Genomic DNA, 21,014 nt, shown 5'->3' with positions numbered 1-21,014 from the left:
CCGGACGCACCCGGGCCGCCCCCTACGACTCGTGCAGCTCGAACCAGATCGACTTCCCCGCCCCTCGCGGATCCACCCCCCACGCATCGGCCAGCATCTCCATCAGCACCAGGCCCCGCCCACTGGAAGCCATCTCGCCGGGCCGCCGCCTGTGCGGCAGTTCGTCGCTGCCGTCCGCCACCTCCACCCGCAGCCGCCGTTCGCCCCGCTCCCCGGTGGCCTCGGCGACCATCAGCGCGTCGCCGTCCGTGTGGACGAGGACGTTCGTGGTCATCTCCGAGACCATCAGCACGGCCGCGTCGATCTGCTCCGGGTCCTCCCAGTCGTGCAGCAGCTCCCGCAGCTGCTGCCGGGCGGCCGAGACCCGCTCGGGTTCGGCCTGGGCGATGGTCATCGCGGTGCGGCGCGGCGCGGTCCGCGGCATGGTGCCGGCCTCGCGACGCAGTAGGAGCACCGCGATGTCGTCCTCGCGGCGGTCGGCCAGCGGGCCCGTCGTGTAGTGCGACGTCGGCCCGTGCACGGCCTGCACCAGCTCGTCGGAGAGCTTCTCCAGGTCACCGCTCTGCTGCTCCAGGACCGGCCGGAGCCGGTCCCAGCCGGTGGCCAGGTCGTGGCCGCCGGTCTCGATCAGCCCGTCCGTGCACAGCATGATCGTTTCGCCGGTCTCCAGGACGAGCCGGGTCGTCGGATAGTCGGCGTCGGTCTCGACACCGAGCGGTAGTCCGCCGCCGGTCTGCCGGATCACCGCGGTCCCGTCGCTGCTGATCACCACGGGGTCGGGGTGGCCCGCTCGGGCGATGTCGAGGGTGCCGGTCTCCGGGTCGGCCTCCGCGTACAGACATGTCGCGAACCGCGGACCGGTCTCCTCCCCGTCGTCGTACGCGTCGGTGAGCCCGGAGAGGAACCGGGAGGCACGGGCGAGCACCGCGTCCGGGCGGTGCCCCTCGGAGGCGTACGCGCGCAGGGCGATCCGCAACTGGCCCATCAGCCCGGCCGCCCGCACGTCATGGCCCTGGACGTCGCCGATGACGAGGGCGATACGGCCGTTGGGGAGCGGGATCATGTCGTACCAGTCGCCGCCCACCTGGAGCCCGCCACCGGTCGGCACGTACCGGGCGGCCACCGTCATGCCGGGGATCTCGGGCCCCAGGGTCGGCATCATCGACCGCTGGAGCCCCTGCGACAGCTCCCGCTCGGTCTCGGCCTCCCCGGCCCGCGCCAGGGCCTGGGCGAGCATCCGGGCCACCGTCGTCAGCACCGAACGCTCGTCCGGCGAGAACGACACCGGGTGCCGGAACCCCGCCATCCAGGCACCCATCGTCCGGCCCGACACGATCAGCGGAAGGAAGGCCCAGGAACGACGCCCGAAGCGGCTGGCCAACGGCCAGGTGGCCGGGAAGCGGCGGTGGTACTCCTCGGGCGACGGGAGGTAGATCGCCCGCCCGGTCCGCACGACCTGGGCGGCCGGGTAGTCGGTCTCCAGGGGCATGTCGTCGAACGGGTCCTCGTCACCCTTGTTGTGCCCGTGGTGGCCGATGATCGTCAGCCGCTCGCCCGCGACACCGAAGACGGCGAGCCCGTCCGGTGAGAACCCGGGCATGGAGAGCGAGGCGGCGACCCGCAGCACCTCCGCCGTGGAACGGGCCTCGGCGAGCGCCCGCCCCGCGTCCAGCAGGAATGCCTCGCGGGACCGGCGCCAGTCCCCGGTGATGGGGGTGTGCGCCCCGATGGTGCCCGGCTGCGGTTCGGCGACCTCCTGGAGGGTGCCGACCAGTACGTAGCTCTCGCTGCCGGCCGATGCGACCGGCAGCGGTTTGGAGCGGCTGCGTACGGTACGCAGCACCCGGCCGCCTTCGTCCACGATCCGCAGCCTGGCCTCGGCCAGGGTGCCCTCGTCGAGCGCGAGGTTCACCACCCCGTAGATCTCGTTCCAGTCGACCGGGTGGAAACGCGCGCGCACCGAGGCCTCGCGGAAGACGCCGGCCTCGGCCGGGAGCTCGAGCAGCCGGGCCGCCTCCGCATCGAGCGTGACCGAACCGGCTCCGTGGTCCCAGCGCCACAGGCCGGTCGCCGTCGCGGCCAGGACTTCCTCGGTGCGCATTGCCCCACTTTATGAAGATGTGCTCGGCCGACGCCACCGAGGGCGGCCGTCGGCGGGTGGTCCTGACCTCGCCGGATGATCTTGAAGTGACTATGACAATGAAGTCGTGGGGGCGCGGGCGGTAGCCTGGGGAGGCTGAATCCACCCCAACCGCGAAGACTGGATGAACGACGATGCATCGGTACAGGTCCCACACCTGCGGCGAGCTCCGCGCCTCTGACGTCGGCACCGACGTCCGGCTGAGCGGCTGGCTGCACAATCGTCGAGACCTGGGCGGCATCCTCTTCATCGATCTGCGTGACCACTACGGTCTCGTGCAGCTCGTCGCCCGCCCCGGCACGCCCGGCAACGAAGCCCTGTCGAAGCTCACCAAGGAGACCGTCGTCCGGATCGACGGCAAGGTCTCCGCACGTGGCGACGACAACGTGAACCCGGACCTCCCGACCGGCGAGATCGAGATCGAGGTCACCGAGGTCGAGGTGCTGGGCGAGGCCGCCCCGCTGCCCTTCACGATCAACACCGACGACGGGGTCAACGAGGAGCGGCGTCTGGAGTACCGCTTCCTCGACCTGCGCCGCGAGCGCATGCACCGCAACATCATGCTGCGCTCCGCCGTCATCGCCTCGATCCGCTCGAAGATGGTGGCTCTCGGCTTCAACGAGATGGCGACCCCGATCCTCACCGCGACCTCCCCCGAGGGCGCCCGTGACTTCGTCGTCCCGTCCCGGCTGAACCCCGGCAAGTTCTACGCGCTGCCGCAGGCCCCGCAGCAGTTCAAGCAGCTCCTGATGATCTCGGGCTTCGACCGCTACTTCCAGATCGCGCCGTGCTTCCGCGACGAGGACGCCCGCGCCGACCGCTCGCCCGGCGAGTTCTACCAGCTCGACGTCGAGATGTCGTTCGTCGAGCAGGAGGACGTCTTCCAGCCGATCGAGAAGCTGATGACCGAGCTCTTCGAGGAGTTCGGCAACGGCCGCCACGTCACGTCGCCGTTCCCGCGGATCCCGTTCCGCGAGTCGATGCTGAAGTACGGCAACGACAAGCCCGACCTGCGCGCCAAGCTGGAGCTCGTCGACATCTCCGACGTCTTCGCCGGCTCGGAGTTCAAGGCGTTCGCCGGCAAGCACGTCCGCGCCCTTCCGGTGCCGGACACCGCGGGCCAGTCCCGTAAGTTCTTCGACGGCCTCGGTGAGTACGCCGTCGAGCAGGGCGCCAAGGGCCTCGCCTGGGTCCGCGTCGGCGAGGACGGCACCCTCGCCGGTCCGATCGCCAAGTTCCTCACCGAGACGGACATCAAGACCCTCACCGAGCGCCTGGCGCTCGTCCCGGGCCATGCCGTCTTCTTCGGCGCCGGCGAGTTCGACGAGGTCTCCAAGATCATGTCGGCCGTTCGGGTCGAGGCCGCCAAGCGCGCCGGCCACTTCGAGGAGGGCGTCTTCCGGTTCTGCTGGGTCGTCGACTTCCCGATGTACGAGAAGGACGAGGAGACCGGCAAGATCGACTTCTCGCACAACCCGTTCTCCATGCCTCAGGGCGGCCTGGAGGACCTGGAGACGAAGGACCCGCTGGACATCCTTGCCTGGCAGTACGACATCGTCTGCAACGGCATCGAGCTGTCCTCCGGCGCCATCCGTAACCATGAGCCCGAGCTGATGCTCAAGGCGTTCGAGATCGCCGGTTACGACCGCGAGACCGTCGAGCACGAGTTCGCGGGCATGCTCCGCGCGTTCCGTCTCGGCGCCCCGCCGCACGGTGGCATCGCCCCGGGTGTCGACCGCATCGTGATGCTGCTGGCCGACGAGCCGAACATCCGCGAGACGATCGCCTTCCCGCTCAACGGCAACGCGCAGGACCTGATGATGGGCGCGCCGACCGTGCTGGACGAGGCGCGGCTGCGCGAGCTGAACATCCAGCTCCGCAAGCCCGCCGCGACGGTGAAGGAGAAGGCCGAGGCCAAGGACTCGGTAGCGAGGGACACCGGCGCGAAGTAAGCGTCAGCGGTTCCGCTTCTGTTCCACGTGAAACAGCCCCTGGCCGTCGGCCAGGGGCTGTTCCGCGTCATGGCCGCCTTCCACAGCAACGCACAGCTGACACACACGCCCCTGCCAGCTCCCCTGCCTAGCCTCACTTCGCATGACAGAGACTCAAGGACCCGCACACAAGAAAGACATGACGCGTCGCCGGATGGTGCTCGCCGGTGGTGCGGCGGTCGTGGCCGCCGGGATCGGGGCGGGCGTGGTTGCCGGTGCCTCGGCAGACGAGGTCACGAGCAGCGGCAGTGGGAAGAAGTCCGCCGCCGGGCAGGGCGAGGAGTGCTACCGGCTGACCTCGGAGACCACCGAGGGCCCGTACTACATCGACGCCGACAAGATCCGGAAGGACATCACCGAGGACAAGGAGGGCATCCCGATGACCCTCCGCCTCAAGGTGATCGACTCGGACACCTGCAAGCCCGTGAGCCGGGCGGCCGTCGACATCTGGCACTGTGACGCGCTGGGCATCTACTCCGGTTACGAGTCGATGAGCTCGGGCGGCCCCGGCGGTGGCGGCACTCCGCCGAGCGGTGCCCCGACGGATGCCCCGACCGGCACCCCCACCGACGCCCCGACGGGTACGCCCCCGTCCGGCGGGCCCGGTGGCGGCGGTGGCGGGCACTCGGAGCCCACCGACGACGAGCGCTATCTGCGCGGCACCCAGCTCACCGACAAGCACGGCTATGTGGAGTTCAAGACGATCTTCCCGGGCTGGTACCAGGGCCGCTGTGTGCACATCCACACCAAGGTGCACGTCGGCGGGAAGATGACCGACGCCGGGTACGAGGGCGGACGCACCTGCCACACCGGGCAGTTCTTCTTCTCGGAGTCCGCGGTGCTCGACTCGGCGAAGATCGCGCCGTACTCGACCAGCACCACCACGCGTACGACCCTCACCGAGGACACCATCTACGACCAGAGCGGTGTCACGGGCGGGCTGATGAAGCTCTCGTACCGCAAGAACCACATGGCGCGTGGCGTCGTCGGTTCGATCACGATGGGCGTGGACCCGGACGAGACGCACGACGGAACGGACCTCTGACGCCCCGTTCCCCCGCGAGGGGACGGGCCCGGAATCGCCACGACAGGGCGCGGTTCCGGGCCCTTTCCTTGCGTGCGCAGCCACATTCGCACAGCAGGACACGCCCGAGATGACGGGTCGCACCGGATCGGATGCGGCCGTATGGCCGCTTTGTCTGATTAATCGTCGATCGGCTCGGCAAAGACTGGCTCGGGGGCTTTGGTGCGGGGATCTCTGTCCCCGCTGCCCTCGACGCCGACTGCTAGGAGCCCCCCGTGCCTGTTCCCGAACCCGTGCCCCGTGCCGGCCCTCGCGCGTCCGGACGTACCCCGTACGCGGTCTGTGCGGCGCTCCTCCTCCTGCTGACCGGGTGCGCTGCGGCAGGTACGGCACCCGGACCCACCGCGGTGCGCGCCGGCGCCCACGCGCCCACCGGCGGCGCCGGCGCGGCGGGCCCCGGGGCCGCTGCCGCGCGCGGGCCGGCCGCCCCGACCGGGCCCCGCGAGATCCGGATGCTGGGGCAGGTGGCCAGGTCCGCGATCCCGGCCGAGTCCCGGCAAGCGCTCGTCGTCACCGGGGACTCCCCCGACTCCAGCGAGGCCACGGCCGTCCTCTACACCCGCGACGACCCCACGGTGGGCTGGCAGCCGGCCGCCGGCCCGTGGCCCGCCCACAACGCCCTGTACGGGTGGACCGACGAGCACTGGGTGAACGACCTCCGGACCCCCATCGGCGTCTACGGGCTGACGGCCGCGGGCGGTCTGCTCGAAGCGCCGGGCACCGAGCTGCCCTATGTGCAGAGCCCGGCCTTCACGGTGAGCGGCGTAGGGTTCGACGGGGAGTCCCTGGAGGGTTCGTTCGACTACGTCATCGCCATCGATTACAACCGCGTCCCCGGCGCTTCCCCGCTGGACCCGACCCGTCCGCTCGGTGAGGACCGGGGCGGCGGCATCTGGCTCCATGTCGACCACGGCGGGCCGACCCAGGGCTGCATCTCGCTTCCCGAGGACCGGATGGAGGAGCTGCTGCGCATCCTCGACCCGGCAAAGGTTCCGGTGATCGTGATGGGTGACGGGGCGGCGCTGGCCCGCTGACCGGATGTCACGTATACGAGTTGCCCGTACGCACGCATACGGGAGGGGCCCGGACCGTCACCGGTCCGGGCCCCTCATCTGCGTACCGAGCCCTGTGCGGGCCTCCGTGTACCGAGCCGTGGCCCTACGCGGGCTTCTCCTCGAGGCGCGGGAACAGCACCGCACCCTTCGTCACCGTCGCGCCCGCCGGCAGCTGCCCCCAGCCGCCCGCGTCCTGCACGCGCTGGTCGGGCAGCGCACCCAGGGACTCCTCGGCGCCCAGCGACTCCCACAGCTTCTGCGAGGTCTCCGGCATCACCGCGTTCAGCAGCACCGCGACACCGCGCAGCGCCTCGGCGGCCGTGTACAGGATCGTCGCGAGCCGGGCCCGGCCCTCGGGCGACTCGTCCTTGGCGACCTTCCAGGGCTCCTGCTCCGTGATGTAGCCGTTGACCTGCTTCACGAACTCGAAGATCGCCAGGATGCCGGCCTGGAAGTCCAGCTCCTCGCCGATCTTCCGGTCGGCCGTGGCGACGGCCTTCGCGAGACCCTCCTGGACCGCCTTCTCGGCCTCGCCGGCGGCGGTGGCCTCCGGGAGCGCCCCGCCGAAGTACTTGCCGACCATGGCGGCGACGCGCGAGGCGAGGTTGCCGTAGTCGTTGGCGAGCTCGGAGGTGTAGCGGGCGGTGAAGTCCTCCCAGGAGAACGAGCCGTCACTGCCGAACGCGATCGCCCGCAGGAAGTACCAGCGGTACGCGTCCACACCGAAGTGCGAGGTGAGGTCCTGCGGCTTGATGCCGGTCAGGTTCGACTTCGACATCTTCTCGCCGCCGACCATCAGCCAGCCGTTGGCCGCGACCCTGCCGGGCAGCGGCAGGCCCTGCGCCATCAGCATCGCCGGCCAGATGACCGCGTGGAAGCGGAGGATGTCCTTGCCGACCAGGTGCACATTCGCCGGGAACGTCCCGTCGAACTTCTCCTGGTTGGCGCCGTAGCCGACCGCCGTCGCGTAGTTGAGCAGCGCGTCGACCCACACGTAGATGACGTGCTTCTCGTCCCACGGCACCGGGACGCCCCAGTCGAAGGTCGAGCGCGAGATCGACAAGTCCTGCAGGCCCTGCCTGACGAAGTTCACGACTTCGTTGCGGGCCGACTCGGGCTGGATGAAGCCGGGGTTGTTCGCGTAGAACTCCAGCAGCTTCGGGCCGTACTCGCTCAGCTTGAAGAAGTAGTTCTCCTCCTTGAGGATCTCCACCGGCTTCTTGTGGATCGGGCACAGCTTCGTGCCGTCCTCCGCCTCGATGAGGTCGCCGGGGAGCTTGTACTCCTCGCAGCCCACGCAGTACGGGCCTTCGTACCCGCCCTTGTAGATCTCACCCTTGTCGTACAGGTCCTGCACGAACTCCTGCACACGGTCCGTGTGCCGCTTCTCCGTCGTACGGATGAAGTCGTCGTTCGCGATGTTCAGGTGCTCCCAGAGGGGCTTCCAGGCCTCCTCGACGAGCTTGTCGCACCATTCCTGCGGGGTGACGTTGTTCGCCTCGGCAGTGCGCATGATCTTCTGACCGTGCTCGTCCGTGCCGGTGAGGTACCACACCTTCTCGCCACGCTGGCGGTGCCAGCGGGTGAGCACGTCGCCTGCGACGGTCGTGTAGGCGTGGCCCAGGTGAGGAGCGTCGTTGACGTAGTAAATGGGGGTCGAGACGTAGTACGCCGTCGCCCCCTGCTTCTCGGATCCAGTGGCCGCCATGGTCGAAATCCTAACGGCCCGTGGGTGATCCACTCACACCGATAAACGCCGCAGCCTCTTCCGGTGACCAGGACCCGTCCTGGGAGGGAGCGGAGATCTTCGCGGAACTCGTCGTCACGGGATTGTGCCGGGCGGGATTCGTCCGCCGCAGCCGGGGCGGCACGGCGTCCGGCTCGACACGGTGCGGTGCGGCGTGTCCCGGGACGACCTGGCGCTGGACCTGCCGCCGGATGGGGCGGGGTCGGTGCTCGGCCTTTCGACCGTACGTTCTGCAGCGGTGGTGCCCGGCGGTACGGTCACGGCGGTGCCCGGCCCGAGGGCGGGCTCGCCGTGACCGTACGTCCGCCGGTCGACCTGCCTGGTCAGCCGTTGTCGGCGGCGTTCTCGCGGGCCGCGAGCCAGGCGGGGAGCGCGGCGAGGATCTCCTGGTAGAGCGTGGCGTCGGGCACCTCGCTCGGGGCGGGGCCGGCGTGGAAGAACGCGGCGTTCGGGGCGTCCAGCTTCCGCAGGAAGTCGAAGCCCTTCGCGTCCTCGTCGCCGAACGCGACGAACTGGAAGAACAGCTGCAGCCGTGCCGCTTCGGCGAGCGCCTGCTTGGCGGGCTGCTTGGCGTCCGGCGGTCCGTCCGTCTGGAAGATCACCAGGGCGGGGCCGGTGGCCTCCGACTTCTCGTAGTGCGCGACGACCTCCTCGACGGCGCGGTGGTAGCTCGTACGGCCCAGGCGTCCGAGGCCCGCGTGCAGTTCGTCGATCCGGCCCTCGTGGTCGGTGAGACCGATCGTGCCGGTGCCGTCGATGTCGGTCGAGAAGAAGACGACGGGCACGGTGGCGTTCTCGTCGAGGTGCGCGGCGAGGGCGAGCGTGCGGTCGCCCAGGTGCTGCGCGCTGCCGTCCTTGTAGAACGGCCGCATCGAGCCGGAGCGGTCGAGCACCAGGTACACGGTGGCCCGAAGCCCGGTCAGCCCGTGCGTCTTCAGTCCGGCCTGGGCCGCCTTGTAGGCGTCGACGAGCGCGGGTGCGCCGGCCTCGACCCGGGTGAGGGCGACGGCGGGGGCCTCGGTGACCTCTGCCGGTGCGGATGCCTCGGCGGCGACTGCGGGGGCGGGCGCCTCGGTGACCTCTGCGGGTGCGGGTTCGGGTTCGGCGTCCGGCTCGAGCGGCAGCGCGTCGGCGACCGGCGCGGCGTCGGCCGCCACGGCGACCGGCTCGGCGACCGGCTCGGGCTCGGCGGCGGCCACGGCGGCGACCGGCTCGGGCTCGGTGACGGCCTCGGCGGTGGCCACGACGATGACCGGCTCGGGCTCGGCGGCGGCCTCGGCGGGGACCGGCTCCAGGACCTGGGCGACCTCGGCCTCCGGCTCGGCGGTGACGGTGACCGGTTCTGCTTCGGCCTTGATCTCGGCCGGTGCAGCCGCGGGCTCGACCTCGGCGGCCGGTGCGGTTTCGGCCTCCACCTCGACGGCGACCGGCTCGGGCTCGGTGACGGCCTCGGCGGTGGCCACGACGATGACCGGCTCGGGCTCGGTGACGGCCTCGGCGGGGACCGGCTCCAGGACCTGGGCGACCTCGGCCTCCGGCTCGGCGGTGACGGTGACCGGTTCTGCTTCGGCCTTGATCTCGGCCGGTGCAGCCGCGGGCTCGACCTCGGCGGTGGCCGGTTCTGCCTCGGCCTCCACCTCGGCGATGGCCGGTTCTGCCTCAACCTCCACCTCGGCGGCAGCCGGTTCTGCCTCGGCCTCCACCTCGGCCGTGGCGGTGACCGGCGCTACCTCCACCTCTGCTTCGGCGGCAGCCGGCACCGGCTCCGCCTTCGCCGCGGCCGCGACGCGCTTCGAGGCCGAGCCCTGGGGCGGGACCGTGGGGGTGGGCTTCGGGCTGGATGCGGATGCCTTGTCGAAGGCCTCCGCCACCAGGTCCGTCGCCAGGCCGCTGTCGCCCGAGAGGGTCCGGGGCGAGGCGGGAGCGGGTACCGAGACCTTTGCGGCCGACGCGGGTTCGACTGCCGGTGCGGTCTCGGCCACCGGCTCGTCCACCGCGACCGACTCCGACTCCGTGGGCCGGGTGCGCTCCGTCTGGGGCGGGACCGTGGCCGTCGTCGGCTCGTCCTGCTCCGTACGGTCGCGGCCGAACACCTTGCGCAGCAAGCTCCGAATGCCCATGGGCGAGGCCTTTCGCATGAGTTGAGTGCGATGAATGTCCGTACTGCGGGAATTGATCCCTGGCCAGGGCGGATACGTAAGGTTAGCGGCCGGATCCGGCCGTTCGGTGGCGCGGCCCGCCTCCGTGTCAATCGGACGGCGGTGGCCCGGACTTCACTCTGCATTCTTTTGGAGTCTCTCGTACCGCGTGATTGCGCACCTACCGTCACGGCGGACACGCCGATCCAGGACCGCCGGGTGCTCGTCGTCGTCCGGCGCAGGAGCGGCCGCGGCGTCGGCGCCGGGGGCTCCGTCCGCGCACTCCGGTTCACGCGGTGGCGACCTGGCGGCGCCACCGCGCGAACTGGGCCGCCGCGTCCCCGGTGTACGACCACGGCACCCGCACCGCCCGCCCGTCCAGCAGCCGGAAAGCGTCCGCGGCCTCCGCCGGCCGCCCCGCGTAACACGCCGCGTGCGCCAGGTAGTTCAGCTCGCCGACCTCCTCCGCCTCCACCGGTCCCGCCTCACGCATCCCGAGCCACCGGTCCCAGGTGCGGCGCACGTCCGTGACGGCCAGTTCGTGGTTCCAGTGCTGCTGCCCGGTGAGCGGCGCGACGACGGGCCGCCCGTGCGTGTCGTCGGAGACGTACCGGTGTTCCTCGACCCTGGCGATCTGCACCAGCACCGGCAGTGGCGATCCGGGCGGCGCCGCACTCGCCGCGTAGCGCGCGAAGTCGTACATGGTGCCGTGGGTGCCGTGCCAGCGCGCCGAGTAGTACCGCAGCAGCTGGGTGTGCCCCTCCATGTGGTGCGGATCGCGGCGGAGCAGCTCGTCCCACCACTGTGTGACGCGTCGCCTGGCCCCGTCCTCGTACAGCCGGGCCGCTGTCAGCAGCGACGCCCAGGGCATCGGATCGGGCGGGCAGACGTCGGCGGCCCGCAGACAGCAGTCGACGACCCGGTCCACCCGGTTCTGGTCGAGTCCGGTGCCACGTCCTGCCGCGACGGCCCGGCCGAACAGCCGGACCACTTCGGTCGCCGCCTTCAGTACCTGCGCGTCGGCGCTCTTCGGCTCGGCGGCCAGCCAGGTCTCCACGGTGGTGCTGCCCGCGACGGCGTGGGCGAGGATCCGGATCCGGTGGGTCCGCAGGGCCCACCGGTTGCCGGTGGCGTGCAGCAGATCGCGTACGCCCTGCCAGCGGCCGATGACGATGTCCTGGCGGGCCGCGGTGAGCGGCCGGTCGCCGAGATCCGGGTCGAAGTGCACCGGCGGGGGTGTACGGCGGCGTGCAGCCATCAGTAATCGGTGACGATCGTGGTGGAGTGGGCGTAGTCGGACGGTTCCTCGGTCCGTACGGTCTGCGAGGCGTCGAGCTTCGCCGGCCGGTAGTACGAGCTGCCGCGTCGCCAGTACCAGAGCATCGGGACGGCTCCCACGGCGAGACTGCCGAGGCCGAGCGCGAGCGCCGTTGCGCTGAAGTCGCCGAGCGCCTCGAAGAAGATCCAGAACATGAAGAGCGAGCCGGTCAGCGGCCAGAGTCCGCCGAGGACGAGATCGGCGACCGAGCGGCACAGCAGTTTGCGGTACGCGACGACCGCGGCCAGGCCCGCGAGGCCGTAGTACACGGCGATCTGCAGCCCGATCGCCTCGACGGCCACGCCCAGGATGTGGTGGACCGGGCCGAGGGCGAGGGAGGCGAGGATCAGGGCGAGGGCGACGCCCCCGACGGCGGCGACCGCCACCCACGGGGTGTTCCAGCTGCGGTGCACCCGGCCGAACGCGGCCGGCATCGTGTGGTCGCGGCCCATCGCGAACAGTGAGCGCGTGACCTGGATGAGTGTGGTCTGCAGCGTCGCGACGGTCGACAGCATCACGGCCACCACCAGCAGCTTTCCGCCGACGCCGGGCCAGACCCGTTCGCCGAGCACGGTCAGTACGTTGGCGCTGTGCCGCTCGATGTCGTCGGCGGAGAGGACCACGTTCACCGCGATGGTGAACACCTCGACGAGCGCGAAGACGGTGAGCACGCCCACGATCCCGGCCAGGCCCGTGGTGCGGCGGCTGTTGCGGGTCTCCTCGCTGAGGTTGCCGGTGACGTCCCAGCCCCAGTAGTAGAAGGCGGCGATCAGCGCACCGGAGGCGAAGCCGGAGACGCCGTCGAAGTGTTCGAAGCCGAGCCAGGACCAGTCGAAGGCGTGCGCGACGCCGGGTCCGGCTCCGGTGCCTTCACCGGGGGCGGACCCGCGGACGAGTGCGACGACCGCGAAGACCAGCAGGATCACCAGCTCGACCCCGGAGATCACCAGCTGGGTGCGGGCGCTGAGCCGGGCTCCGCCGAGCACGACGAGCAGCATCACCAGGAACCAGCCGGCCCCGATGAAGGTGGCGAGCGTCGTGTCGTCGGCGAACCGGGAGTCGATGACGGTCAGCGTCATCGTCCCGGCGGGCAGCGATCCCGCGACCATGAACAGGGTCGCCGCGACGACCAGTGCCCAGCCGCTCAGGAAGCCGAGGAACGGGTGCAGGGTCCTGCCCACCCAGGAGTAGCCGGCACCCGCGTTGACGTCGATCCGGCCGAGCTGCCGGTAGGCGAGGGCGATGCCGAGCATCGGTATCGCGCAGTACAGCAGGGCGGCGGGCCCGCCGAGACCGACCGTGCCGACGAGCACGGCACTGGTGGCGGCCAGCGAGTAGGCGGGGGCGCTGCCCGCCACGGCCATCACGATCGTGTGGAACGTGCCGAGGACATTGGGCTGGAGCCCACGGCCGGGCCGGTCGGGCATGCTGCGCATCGCTGTTCTCAACTGCTTCCGGAAGTGTGCCGTGCCCCGGCCGGAGTCCCGTACATCCGTCAGCGGCACGACATGTGGCGGCATGTCAGAAACAGATCTTCGAAAATCCGAACGGAAGCGGTCGGTCCGTTCGGGAAGACTGACCGCATCGTAGTCCTGTGATTACAGCTGAGTGGACCTGGCCGCCACGAGCGTTACGCGACGTCTGCACGGCGTCTAGAGTCGGATCCATGGTTTCCGGTGAGGCACCGCAGGCGGAGGGAAGCGTCCGCGTCGACAGTTGGATCTGGTCGGTACGGCTGACCAAGACCCGCTCGCAGGCCGCTGCCGCCTGCCGCGCCGGACACGTCAGGGTCAACGGCGACCGGGCCAAGCCCGCGCAGACCCTGCACGTGGGGGACGAGGTACGGCTCCGGCACGGCGGCCGGGACCGGATCGTCGTGGTGTCGCGCATCGTGAAGAAGCGGGTCGGCCCTCCGGTGGCCGCGGAGTGCTTCGTCGACAACAGTCCGCCTCCGCCGCCGCGGGAAGCGGTGATCCAGGTGCCGGTCCGCGACCGGGGCACGGGCCGTCCGACCAAACGCGACCGGCGCGAGATGGAGCGCCTGCAGGGCCGTGGCCCCGGGGACCACCCGGCCTGAGCCGGACACGGGCGCGCAGTCGCGGGCTCGTCGTGGACCGCACACCTCTGCGGGAACGCGTACATGCACCCTGACCTGTCGCGTTCCCGCGGTCCCCTACGGCTGTGGTGAGGCGATCGCGCGTGCCGCCGCCACCTCCTGGCGCAGCGGCGCCAGCACCCCTTCCTCGTCGCCCGGCAGTTCGGTGCGCACTCCCACCAGGACCACGGTCGCCCGCAGCCGTTCGGCCAGTTCCCGCAGCTGCTGCCGGATCTCGGCCACCTCCGCGGGCGCCGGTTCCGGCGCCCCGTGGTTCACCCGGACCCGGGCCGCCGTCGTCGCGTCCACGATCCGCTCGACCGCGACGACCAGCGGCAACCAGGCAGCGGCCCGGGTGCCGACCGGCGGCGGTTCCGTCAGGGCGCGCTGGAACTCGGAACGTATGGAGGACAGATCGCGGTAGATGCGGCGCCGGGCCCGCGCCCGTTCCGCCTGGTCGGGGCGGGTGACCCCGCCGCCGTCGCCCGCCGTGCCGAATGCCGACCCCACATAGTCGGCGAGGTCCGTCACCGTGTCCGCGAGCCGGTGGCCGATCCGGGTGTGCCAGCTCTCCGGCCACAGCAGATAGCCCGCCACCAGCACGATCACACAGCCGATCAGGCTGTCCACCAGGCGGGGCTGCACCAGAGCGACGCCCCGGTGGTTCAGCAGATCGGACAGCAGCAGGATGACCGGTGTGATGGCCGCGGTCTGAAACGCGTACCCCTTGACCGCGAGCGCCGGGATCAGCGGGGCCAGCAGCACCATCACCGGTACGTCCCACCACCCGATCGGCACCTCGGCGAGGACGGGCGCGGCGACGACGAGACCGGCCGCCGTGCCCACCGCACGCAGCACCGCACGGGAGAAGACCGAGCCGAAGTCCGGCTTGAGCACGAACGTGACGGTCAGCGCCACCCAGTAGGAGCGGTCCATGGAGACCAGTGAGGTCAGCGCCTGGGCCAGGCCGATGCAGAGGGCCAGCCGCAGCCCGTAGCGCCAGGAGGTCCCGGAGAACAGCACGGAGCGGGTCGCCCGCCGGATCCTCACCCCGAGCGCGGCGGGGCGTCCGAGCCGGTCGTCGATGTTGTAGGCATCGGCGTTGTGCACGACGGCCACCGCGTGGCGCAGCGCGCTGTCCACCGCCCGGGTGGCGGGTGAGTCGGGTGCGGGCAGCTCCGGTTCGGCGCCGCCGGCGCGGCTCTCCTCGACGTCCTCCGCCAGTTCACGCACCGCCGCCGGGATCGCGTCGGGCAGCGGACATTGCCGTACATGCACCGCGGGCGCCGCCTCGACGAGCGGGATGACCACATTGAGCTGGGTGAGCAGCCGCACCATCGAGCCGCTGCGGCCGTGGTACCGGGCCCGGCGGGCGAGGATCAGGTCGTACGAGGTGTTCAGCGACCGGGTGACCGCCTGCCTTCGCTCCTCGTACGCGTCGGTGCCCGCGGCGGCCAGCAGATCGGCGACCGTGAAGTATGTGTCGGCGACCGAGAGCCGCTCCGGCAGTTTCCGCCGCAGCGGCCACGCCAGCAGCGTCAGGGCGAGCACGAACAGGCCGCCGAGCATCAGCAGCAGCGGCGCCACCCACCAAGGCTTCGGCAGCGGCAGCCCGGTGCCGACAACCGAGTTGAGCAGGAGCAGCAGCCCGGACAGGGAGGCCACGGCGCCGATCGTCGACATCATGCCGGAGACCAGGGCGACGGCGGTCAGCGCACCGACGGCCGCCCAGCCCGTCCCGTACACGAACGAGCCGAGCATGATGCCGAGCGCGCCGAACAGCTGCGGAACAGCGATGTTGAGGATCCGCATCCGGTACGCGTCGGCGGTGTCGCCGATGACACCGGAGAGCGCGCCCATGGAGACGAGCGCGCCGTACGCGGGCCGGTCCAGCGCAAAGCCGACGGCGAGCGGTGCGGCCAGGGCAACGGAGGCGCGGACAGCCGCGGCCCACGGGACGGGGGCCGGTTGTGGGCGAAGTCCCGTCAGCAGCCAGGCCGGCGGCGCGTACCGTTTCCGGTCCGCCTCGGCATCTGCCAATGCGCTCAGCCTCCGGTGCCGTGCGTCAGTTCTGGTAGCCCTCCACCTCACCGGCCGGGCGCACCTTCGCTCCGGACGGGTCCTCACCGAACTCGCTGAGCGCGCGCCGCTGCCGCAACAGGTCCCAGTACTGTTCGAGTTCGGCTTCCACCGTGCGCAGGCGTGACTTCTCGTTCGCGGACAGGCCCATCTCCCGGGTGGAGCGGTCGCGCAGATTTCGCTCCTCGGAGACCAGACCGCCGATGTTGTCGATGATCTCCCGGTCGTCCATGACGCCTCCTTCGGGCTCGTTCGGACTTGTTCGGACTCCCTCTGCGAGTGGTTCTTCCGGGGCGCGGGTCAGAGCGCGAACAAGGTCTTGCCACGGGCGCCGCCCGTGCGGTTCCGGTCGAGGGCCTGCGGGGCCTTCTCCAGCGGGAGCTCGATGTCGATGAGCACCTTCAGCACGCCCTCCGCGGCGCCCGCCGCCAGGACGTCGAGCAGAACGGGTGTCGGTTCGAGCCGGAAGTCGATGGACCCGACGCCCTCGGGAACATTGGCCCGGCCGGCGACGCCCCGCGTGCTGACGGCGGCACCGCCGCTCCGCACCAGCGACGCCATGGCCGCGAACGCCTCCGGCGTGGTGGAGACCAGGTCGACGAGCGCATCGACGCCGCCCGGAGACACCTCCCTTACCGCCTCTTCGAGCGGACGAGCCGTCGTGTCGAGGGTGACGGCGGCGCCGAGCGCCCCCATCCGCCACCCCTCGTCGCCCCGCACCACCGCGAGGACGCGCAGGTCCCGGGCGGACGCGAGCTGGGTCAGACAGCTGCCGACGCCGCCCGCCGCCCCGATGACCAGCAGGCTCTCGTGGCCGCGGAGCACCACCGTCTCCAGGATCTGGGCGGCGGTCATCCCGGCGGTCGGCAGTGCGGCGGCGATCCGCAGGGGGAGGCCGTCCGGGACCAGGGCGATCGCGGAGTCCTGCGGGACGGACACGTACTCGCCGTACGTGCCTGTGCCCACCGGCGATCCGGTGACCCGTCCGAAGACCGCGTCGCCGACCCGGAAGCGGTTGTCGCCGGTGCCGATCATGTCCACCCGGCCCGCGTAGTCCACGCCGATGACCAGGGGGAAGACATGCGGCGCCTGTCCTTCCAGGGCGCCGTCCGCGGTCTGCCAGTCGGACGGGTTGAGCGCGGCGTACTCGATCCGCACCCGTACGTCGCCTGCTGCGGGAATCGGCTTGGGCACCTCGACCAGGGTCGGCTCGGCCCGGAACGCGCTGACGGCTACGGCTCGCATAGGGATGACCTCTCAGTCGCCCAGACAGTGACGCAGTCTCGGGCTCCACTCTTCCCCGGCCCGCGCGTCGCCGCACGTCGAACCCGGCGTCAGCGGTCGTGCCCGGAGCTGTACCCGGGGACGGGTCCTTTCGCGGTGAGCGGTGTCAAAGTCCCGGATCCACTCCCGGGTGCGACCGGCTCGGGCCGTGTGGACCCGCGCCCCGCCCACATCCGCGCGAACACCGCGCACAGCGCCACCGCCAGCCCGGCAGCGAGAACGACCCACACTGCCGTACGGAGCGAACTCGTCAGCGCGTCGTACACCGCCGCCGCCCCGTCGCGATCACTGCCGGACACCCCGGCCAGCACCCGGTTCCGGGCGACCGCGATCGCCCCGCGCAGCACCAGCGCACCGATCGCGAAGCCCAGCCCGACGACCGCCGTGGCGGCCAGCGCGGCGAGGGCGGCGCCCCGTCGTCCGGGCCCGCCGCGCACCGCCGCCACGAGCACGGTGGCGACGGCGAACACCAGCGTGCCGACGGCGGGCCAGATGCTGCCGGCCCGCAGCAGGCGGAACGTCTGGCGCAGCTGGTCGGCTCGGTCGGCCGAGAGCAGGGTGATGTCGGTCCGCCGGACCGGAATTCCGTCGGCGAACGGCGCCCCACTGTCCACCAGGCTCTGTTTGGCCTGCTGCATCACCGGCGCCAGGTCCATGCCCACGGCCTTGCCGCTCTCACCGTTCAGCGCGGCGGTGACGGCCTCGTGGGCGGTGCGGTTGGCGGCCACCCAGGCGGAACGGAAGGCATCCGTGGTGGTGAACGACTGCACCGCCTCGTGCAGGAAGTCCCGCGAGGTGTCCTGGAGCAGCCCGGGGTCGATCTGCTTCGTCGCTTCGTCGGTGATCAGAGTGGACATGGTGGCCTGCACGTCGGGGTCGGAGGCGAGCGGCTCCACCGCCGCGACGTACCGGTCCGTGTTGTCGATCTCCAGATCGACCCAGGCGGACAGCGCGCTCAGCGGGACGAGGACAGCGAGCAGCACCAGCACTACCGCCGACAGGGCCGCTGAGATATAAGTGCGCACCCCTCAAGGGAATCCCGGATGGCGACGCCGCGCCCAGGCGCAGTGAGCCATTCGAGTTGCCGGGCGGCGCAACCGGGTGTGCCCTTGAGTGAACAGGGGGCCACGGAAGGAGTTCTCGGCCATGGCCACACACGCTTCGATGCCACGCCGTGCCGCGCCGACGCGCACCAAGCACCCCAGCACACTCAGCTGGGCCATGCCCGTCACGCTGGGCGTGATCCTGGGCTGGTGGGCGACGTCCATCGTGCGCGGCGGCGGCGTGCTCACCGGCACGCAGCTCGCGCTCGGTCTGATCTCGGGCGCCGTGCTGGCGGCGCTCTGCTACGCCGTCGGCCGGGCGCAGAAGCGACTGCCGGTGGAGGCCAAGGCCATCGCGTACGGCACGCTGTTCGGCGGTTCGGTCGGCTTCCTCTACAGCCTGTCCGACAAGACGACCGTGCTCGCGGCCATCGTCCTGGGCCTGGTCACCGGTGCCGGGATGCTGGTGTGCGCGTTCTATGCGTTCTACGTGACAAAGGACTGAGCCCCGCCCTTCTCCTTCCGTCTCCGTCATCCTTGACCTTCTCCGCGGGGGAAGCCCCAGCATCGGTGGGGCCGGGCGGACCGCCCGGTACGAGGAGGTCTGTGGTGGAACGCGAGGCGCGTGCGAAGGGCACGTCGGCGCTCGTGACGATCGGGGAGTTCGCCCGGTCGTCACGGCTGTCCGCGAAGGCCCTGCGCCGCTACGACGAACTGGGACTGCTCCGGCCCGCCTTGGTCGATCCGGTGAACGGCTACCGGTACTACGACGGGACGCAGTTGGAGACGGCCAGGCTGGTGGCCTGGCTGCGCCGGATCGGGATGCCGCTGGCCGGGATCAAGGAGGTGGTCGCGCTCGATGCGGGCGCGGCCGCCGCGGCGATCCGGGCGTACTGGGCGCAGGTGGAGGCCGAGACGGCGGCCCGGCGGGACCTGGCGACCTTCCTCGTCGACCATCTGTCAGCGGAGGAAGTCGAGATGTCACAGGTGGACATGGACCGGGGAACCTTGGGGACGCTCGGAATCCGGTACGCGGCGCAGTCCGACCCGGGTGCGGTGCGCGGGACCAACCAGGACGCGGCGTTCGCCGGGGCCCGGCTGCTCGCGGTCGCCGACGGTTTCGGGGAACGCGGCGCGGGGGCGAGCACGGCGGCGATCGATGCGCTGAAGCCGGTGGCGCAGGGTGCGGTGCGCAGCGCGGTGCCGGCCGCGGAGCTCCTGAACGCCCTGGAGGATGCGGCGGACCTGGCCGCGCGGGCGGTACGGGACGCGGTCGCGGGGAGCGGTGCGCCGGACGAGTCCGGGACGACGCTGACCGCGATGGTGTGGACCGGTTCGCAGCTGGGGCTGGTGCACATCGGGGACTCGCGGGCGTATCTGCTGCGTGGCGGCGAACTGTTCCGGATCACGCACGACCACAGCCTGGTCCAGTCGATGATCGACGACGGTTCGCTCACCGAGGAGGAGGCGGCCTCGCACCCGCAGCGCGCGCTGCTGCTCAAGGCGCTGGTGGGCGGGCCCGGGCAGGACGGTCCGGCGCGGGCCGACGTACAGCTGCAGGAGGCCAGGCCCGGCGACCGCTATCTGCTCTGCTCGGACGGTCTGTCGGCGGTGGTCGACGGTACGGAGCTGGCCGGGGCGCTGGGCGCGGCGGACGGCCCCGACACAGCCGTACGGGAACTGGTCGCCCTGGCGCATGCGGCGGGTGGCCCGGACAACGTGGCCTGCGTCGTCGCGGACGTGGTGGCGCTGTAGACGCGGACGGCCCCGTGCGCACCGGCGCGCGGGGCCGTCCGTCTCACCGGATCGCTCAGGTCTCTCAGTCGCGGACGACCGTCACCGGGCACGGCGCGTGCTGGGTGACGTGCAGGCTGACCGAGCCGAGCAGTGTCGCCTTGAACCCGCTGTACCCGCGCGCCCCGACGACCAGCAGGTTGGCGCCCTTCGCCCGGTCCAGCAGGGCCTCCGCCGGGTTGCCGATCACCACGATCTTGCTGACCGCGGCCGCGCCCTCCGCACCGAGGGCCTCCTCCAATGCCTCGGTGAGCGAGACGATCGCCACGGCCTGCGGATCGAAGTCCTCCGGCATGCCCGGCATCATGGACGCCCAGCTGGTCGCGGGGTACTCCCAGCTGTTGACGGCCTCCACCGAGTCACCGGTCAGCTCGGCCTGGCGTACGGCCCAGTGCAGCGCCTTGATCGACGACTCGGAGCCGTCCACGCCCACCACGATCCTGCCCATCTCTGCCTCCAGCTCGGTTCAGCACGCATCTGCCGATACGCCGCAGCGCATTTTTGCGGATAACTATCATCAAACCGGACATGGGCGCGACTGTCGGTCCGACCGCCGTCATTCGGGCGTCCGGGTGCCCGTGTGTCCCCGGCGTTCAGTCCAGCCGCAGGTCGGCGAGCTGCTGCTCGAACGGCACCACCTCGTCGTCGAGCCCGAGGGCCCTCGACGCTCCGGAGACCGCCCGGCCGCCCGAGATCATCCCTGCGAGCTCGCCGCCCGCGCGCCGGATCCGGGACGGCAGCCCCTCGGTGTACTCGTCGCCGGACGAGCCCCAGTCCTCCGACGCCGCGTACACGGATGTCGGTACGACGGTGGCCCGCAGGTACGCGAAGAGCGGCCGCATCGCGTGCTCCAGGACGAGCGAGTGCCGGGCGGTGCCGCCGGTCGCCGCGATCAGGACGGGCTTGCCGGTCAGCGCCGTGTGCTCGATCAGGTCGAAGAACGACTTGAACAGGCCGCTGTACGAGGCGGTGAAGACCGGCGACACGGCTATCAGGCCGTCCGCCGCCGCCACCGCGTCGATCGCCTCGTCCAGCGCGTGCGGCGGGAAACCCGTCACCAGGTGGTTCGCGATGTCGACGGCCAGATCGCGCAGCTCGATCACCCGGATCTCGACCGGCCTGTCCTGCTCGGTGGCCAGCCGCTCCCGGGCGGCCGCCGCCAGCCGGTCGGCCAGCAGCCGGGTCGACGACGGCTGACTCAGTCCGGCGGAGACGGCGACGATCTTCAGAGCCTCGGTCTGCATGG

The 21,014-nt window shown here is 71.3% G+C and carries 17 protein-coding genes and 1 pseudogene; 7 read left to right on the top strand and 11 right to left on the bottom strand.

The features are described 5' to 3' along the window. Window positions 1-22: 22 nt before the first annotated feature. Entirely contained in the window at window positions 23-2,101 is a 2,079-nt protein-coding gene (locus OHA88_RS23750) for an ATP-binding SpoIIE family protein phosphatase (protein WP_328626991.1), read from the bottom strand. Window positions 2,102-2,274: 173 nt separating this feature from the next. Between OHA88_RS23750 and aspS the strand changes: the two genes are divergently transcribed. From aspS to OHA88_RS23735, 3 genes are all read left to right on the top strand, one after another. Continuing rightward, the gene (gene aspS / locus OHA88_RS23745) at window positions 2,275-4,092 is read left to right on the top strand and encodes an aspartate--tRNA ligase (protein ID WP_326628758.1); all 1,818 of its coding nucleotides are present in this window, start codon (window positions 2,275-2,277) and stop codon (window positions 4,090-4,092) included. A gap of 142 nt (window positions 4,093-4,234) precedes the next feature. Next, window positions 4,235-5,176, top strand: a complete 942-nt coding sequence (locus OHA88_RS23740) for an intradiol ring-cleavage dioxygenase (protein ID WP_328626990.1) — start codon at window positions 4,235-4,237, stop codon at window positions 5,174-5,176. 254 nt (window positions 5,177-5,430) lie between these two features. Further along, entirely contained in the window at window positions 5,431-6,249 is an 819-nt protein-coding gene (locus tag OHA88_RS23735; protein ID WP_328626989.1) for a hypothetical protein, read from the top strand. 124 nt (window positions 6,250-6,373) lie between these two features. Here the strand turns inward: OHA88_RS23735 and metG are convergent, their stop codons facing one another. Further along, window positions 6,374-7,978 (bottom strand): methionine--tRNA ligase, encoded by a 1,605-nt coding sequence (metG, locus tag OHA88_RS23730; RefSeq protein WP_328626988.1) that lies wholly within the window; start codon window positions 7,976-7,978, stop codon window positions 6,374-6,376. 232 nt (window positions 7,979-8,210) lie between these two features. On the opposite strand from metG, the pseudogene OHA88_RS23725 reads away from it, so the two are divergent. After that, a pseudogene (locus OHA88_RS23725) lies at window positions 8,211-8,410 on the top strand (two-component sensor histidine kinase); the annotation flags it as partial. Here OHA88_RS23725 and OHA88_RS23720 read toward each other — a convergent pair. The 3 genes from OHA88_RS23720 to OHA88_RS23710 form a co-directional block, all read right to left on the bottom strand. Then, entirely contained in the window at window positions 8,341-10,137 is a 1,797-nt protein-coding gene (locus OHA88_RS23720) for a VWA domain-containing protein (protein WP_328626987.1), read from the bottom strand. The pseudogene OHA88_RS23725 and the gene OHA88_RS23720 overlap by 70 nt on opposite strands. A 307-nt stretch (window positions 10,138-10,444) precedes the next feature. Further along, entirely contained in the window at window positions 10,445-11,413 is a 969-nt protein-coding gene (locus tag OHA88_RS23715) for a hypothetical protein (RefSeq protein WP_328626986.1), read from the bottom strand. Then, window positions 11,413-12,900: an APC family permease gene (locus tag OHA88_RS23710; protein ID WP_328629776.1), complete on the bottom strand. Its 1,488-nt coding sequence runs from the start codon at window positions 12,898-12,900 to the stop codon at window positions 11,413-11,415. Before OHA88_RS23710 ends, OHA88_RS23715 begins: the two co-directional genes overlap by 1 nt. A 239-nt stretch (window positions 12,901-13,139) precedes the next feature. Between OHA88_RS23710 and OHA88_RS23705 the strand changes: the two genes are divergently transcribed. Continuing rightward, a complete protein-coding gene (locus OHA88_RS23705) occupies window positions 13,140-13,550 on the top strand; it encodes an RNA-binding S4 domain-containing protein (RefSeq protein ID WP_326608522.1) in 411 nt (136 codons plus the stop codon). 96 nt (window positions 13,551-13,646) lie between these two features. Here OHA88_RS23705 and OHA88_RS23700 read toward each other — a convergent pair whose 3' ends face one another. The 4 genes from OHA88_RS23700 to OHA88_RS23685 all read right to left on the bottom strand — a co-directional run bounded on the left by OHA88_RS23700 (window position 13,647) and on the right by OHA88_RS23685 (window position 17,956). Then, entirely contained in the window at window positions 13,647-15,608 is a 1,962-nt protein-coding gene (locus OHA88_RS23700; RefSeq protein WP_328626985.1) for an FUSC family protein, read from the bottom strand. A 25-nt stretch (window positions 15,609-15,633) separates the two neighbouring features. Beyond that, window positions 15,634-15,879: a DUF2630 family protein gene (locus tag OHA88_RS23695; protein ID WP_326604853.1), complete on the bottom strand. Its 246-nt coding sequence runs from the start codon at window positions 15,877-15,879 to the stop codon at window positions 15,634-15,636. 68 nt (window positions 15,880-15,947) lie between these two features. Beyond that, the gene (locus tag OHA88_RS23690; protein ID WP_328626984.1) at window positions 15,948-16,892 is read right to left on the bottom strand and encodes an NADP-dependent oxidoreductase; all 945 of its coding nucleotides are present in this window, start codon (window positions 16,890-16,892) and stop codon (window positions 15,948-15,950) included. A gap of 89 nt (window positions 16,893-16,981) precedes the next feature. After that, window positions 16,982-17,956 (bottom strand): hypothetical protein, encoded by a 975-nt coding sequence (locus tag OHA88_RS23685; protein ID WP_328626983.1) that lies wholly within the window; start codon window positions 17,954-17,956, stop codon window positions 16,982-16,984. 121 nt (window positions 17,957-18,077) lie between these two features. Here OHA88_RS23685 and OHA88_RS23680 point away from each other — a divergent pair, with 121 nt between their 5' ends. Both OHA88_RS23680 and OHA88_RS23675 read left to right on the top strand, forming a co-directional pair. After that, on the top strand, window positions 18,078-18,479 hold the full coding sequence (locus OHA88_RS23680; protein WP_267003905.1) for a hypothetical protein: 402 nt from the start codon (window positions 18,078-18,080) through the stop codon (window positions 18,477-18,479). 104 nt (window positions 18,480-18,583) lie between these two features. Further along, window positions 18,584-19,729, top strand: coding sequence for a MerR family transcriptional regulator (locus OHA88_RS23675; RefSeq protein ID WP_328626982.1), 1,146 nt, complete (start codon window positions 18,584-18,586; stop codon window positions 19,727-19,729). Between the two features lie 64 nt (window positions 19,730-19,793). On the opposite strand, the gene OHA88_RS23670 is transcribed toward OHA88_RS23675, so the two are convergent. Next, window positions 19,794-20,216 carry a universal stress protein gene (locus tag OHA88_RS23670; RefSeq protein WP_030931386.1) on the bottom strand — a complete coding sequence of 141 codons (423 nt, stop codon included), beginning with the start codon at window positions 20,214-20,216 and terminating at the stop codon, window positions 19,794-19,796. A 145-nt stretch (window positions 20,217-20,361) separates the two neighbouring features. Then, window positions 20,362-21,012, bottom strand: coding sequence for an FMN reductase (locus OHA88_RS23665; protein WP_328626981.1), 651 nt, complete (start codon window positions 21,010-21,012; stop codon window positions 20,362-20,364). Window positions 21,013-21,014 lie beyond the last annotated feature (2 nt).

It is taken from the genome of Streptomyces sp. NBC_00353 (assembly GCF_036108815.1).
GTDB lineage: Bacteria > Actinomycetota > Actinomycetes > Streptomycetales > Streptomycetaceae > Streptomyces.
The sequence above is the reverse complement of the archived record's forward strand: the minus strand, read 5'-3'. Positions and strand labels throughout refer to the sequence as shown.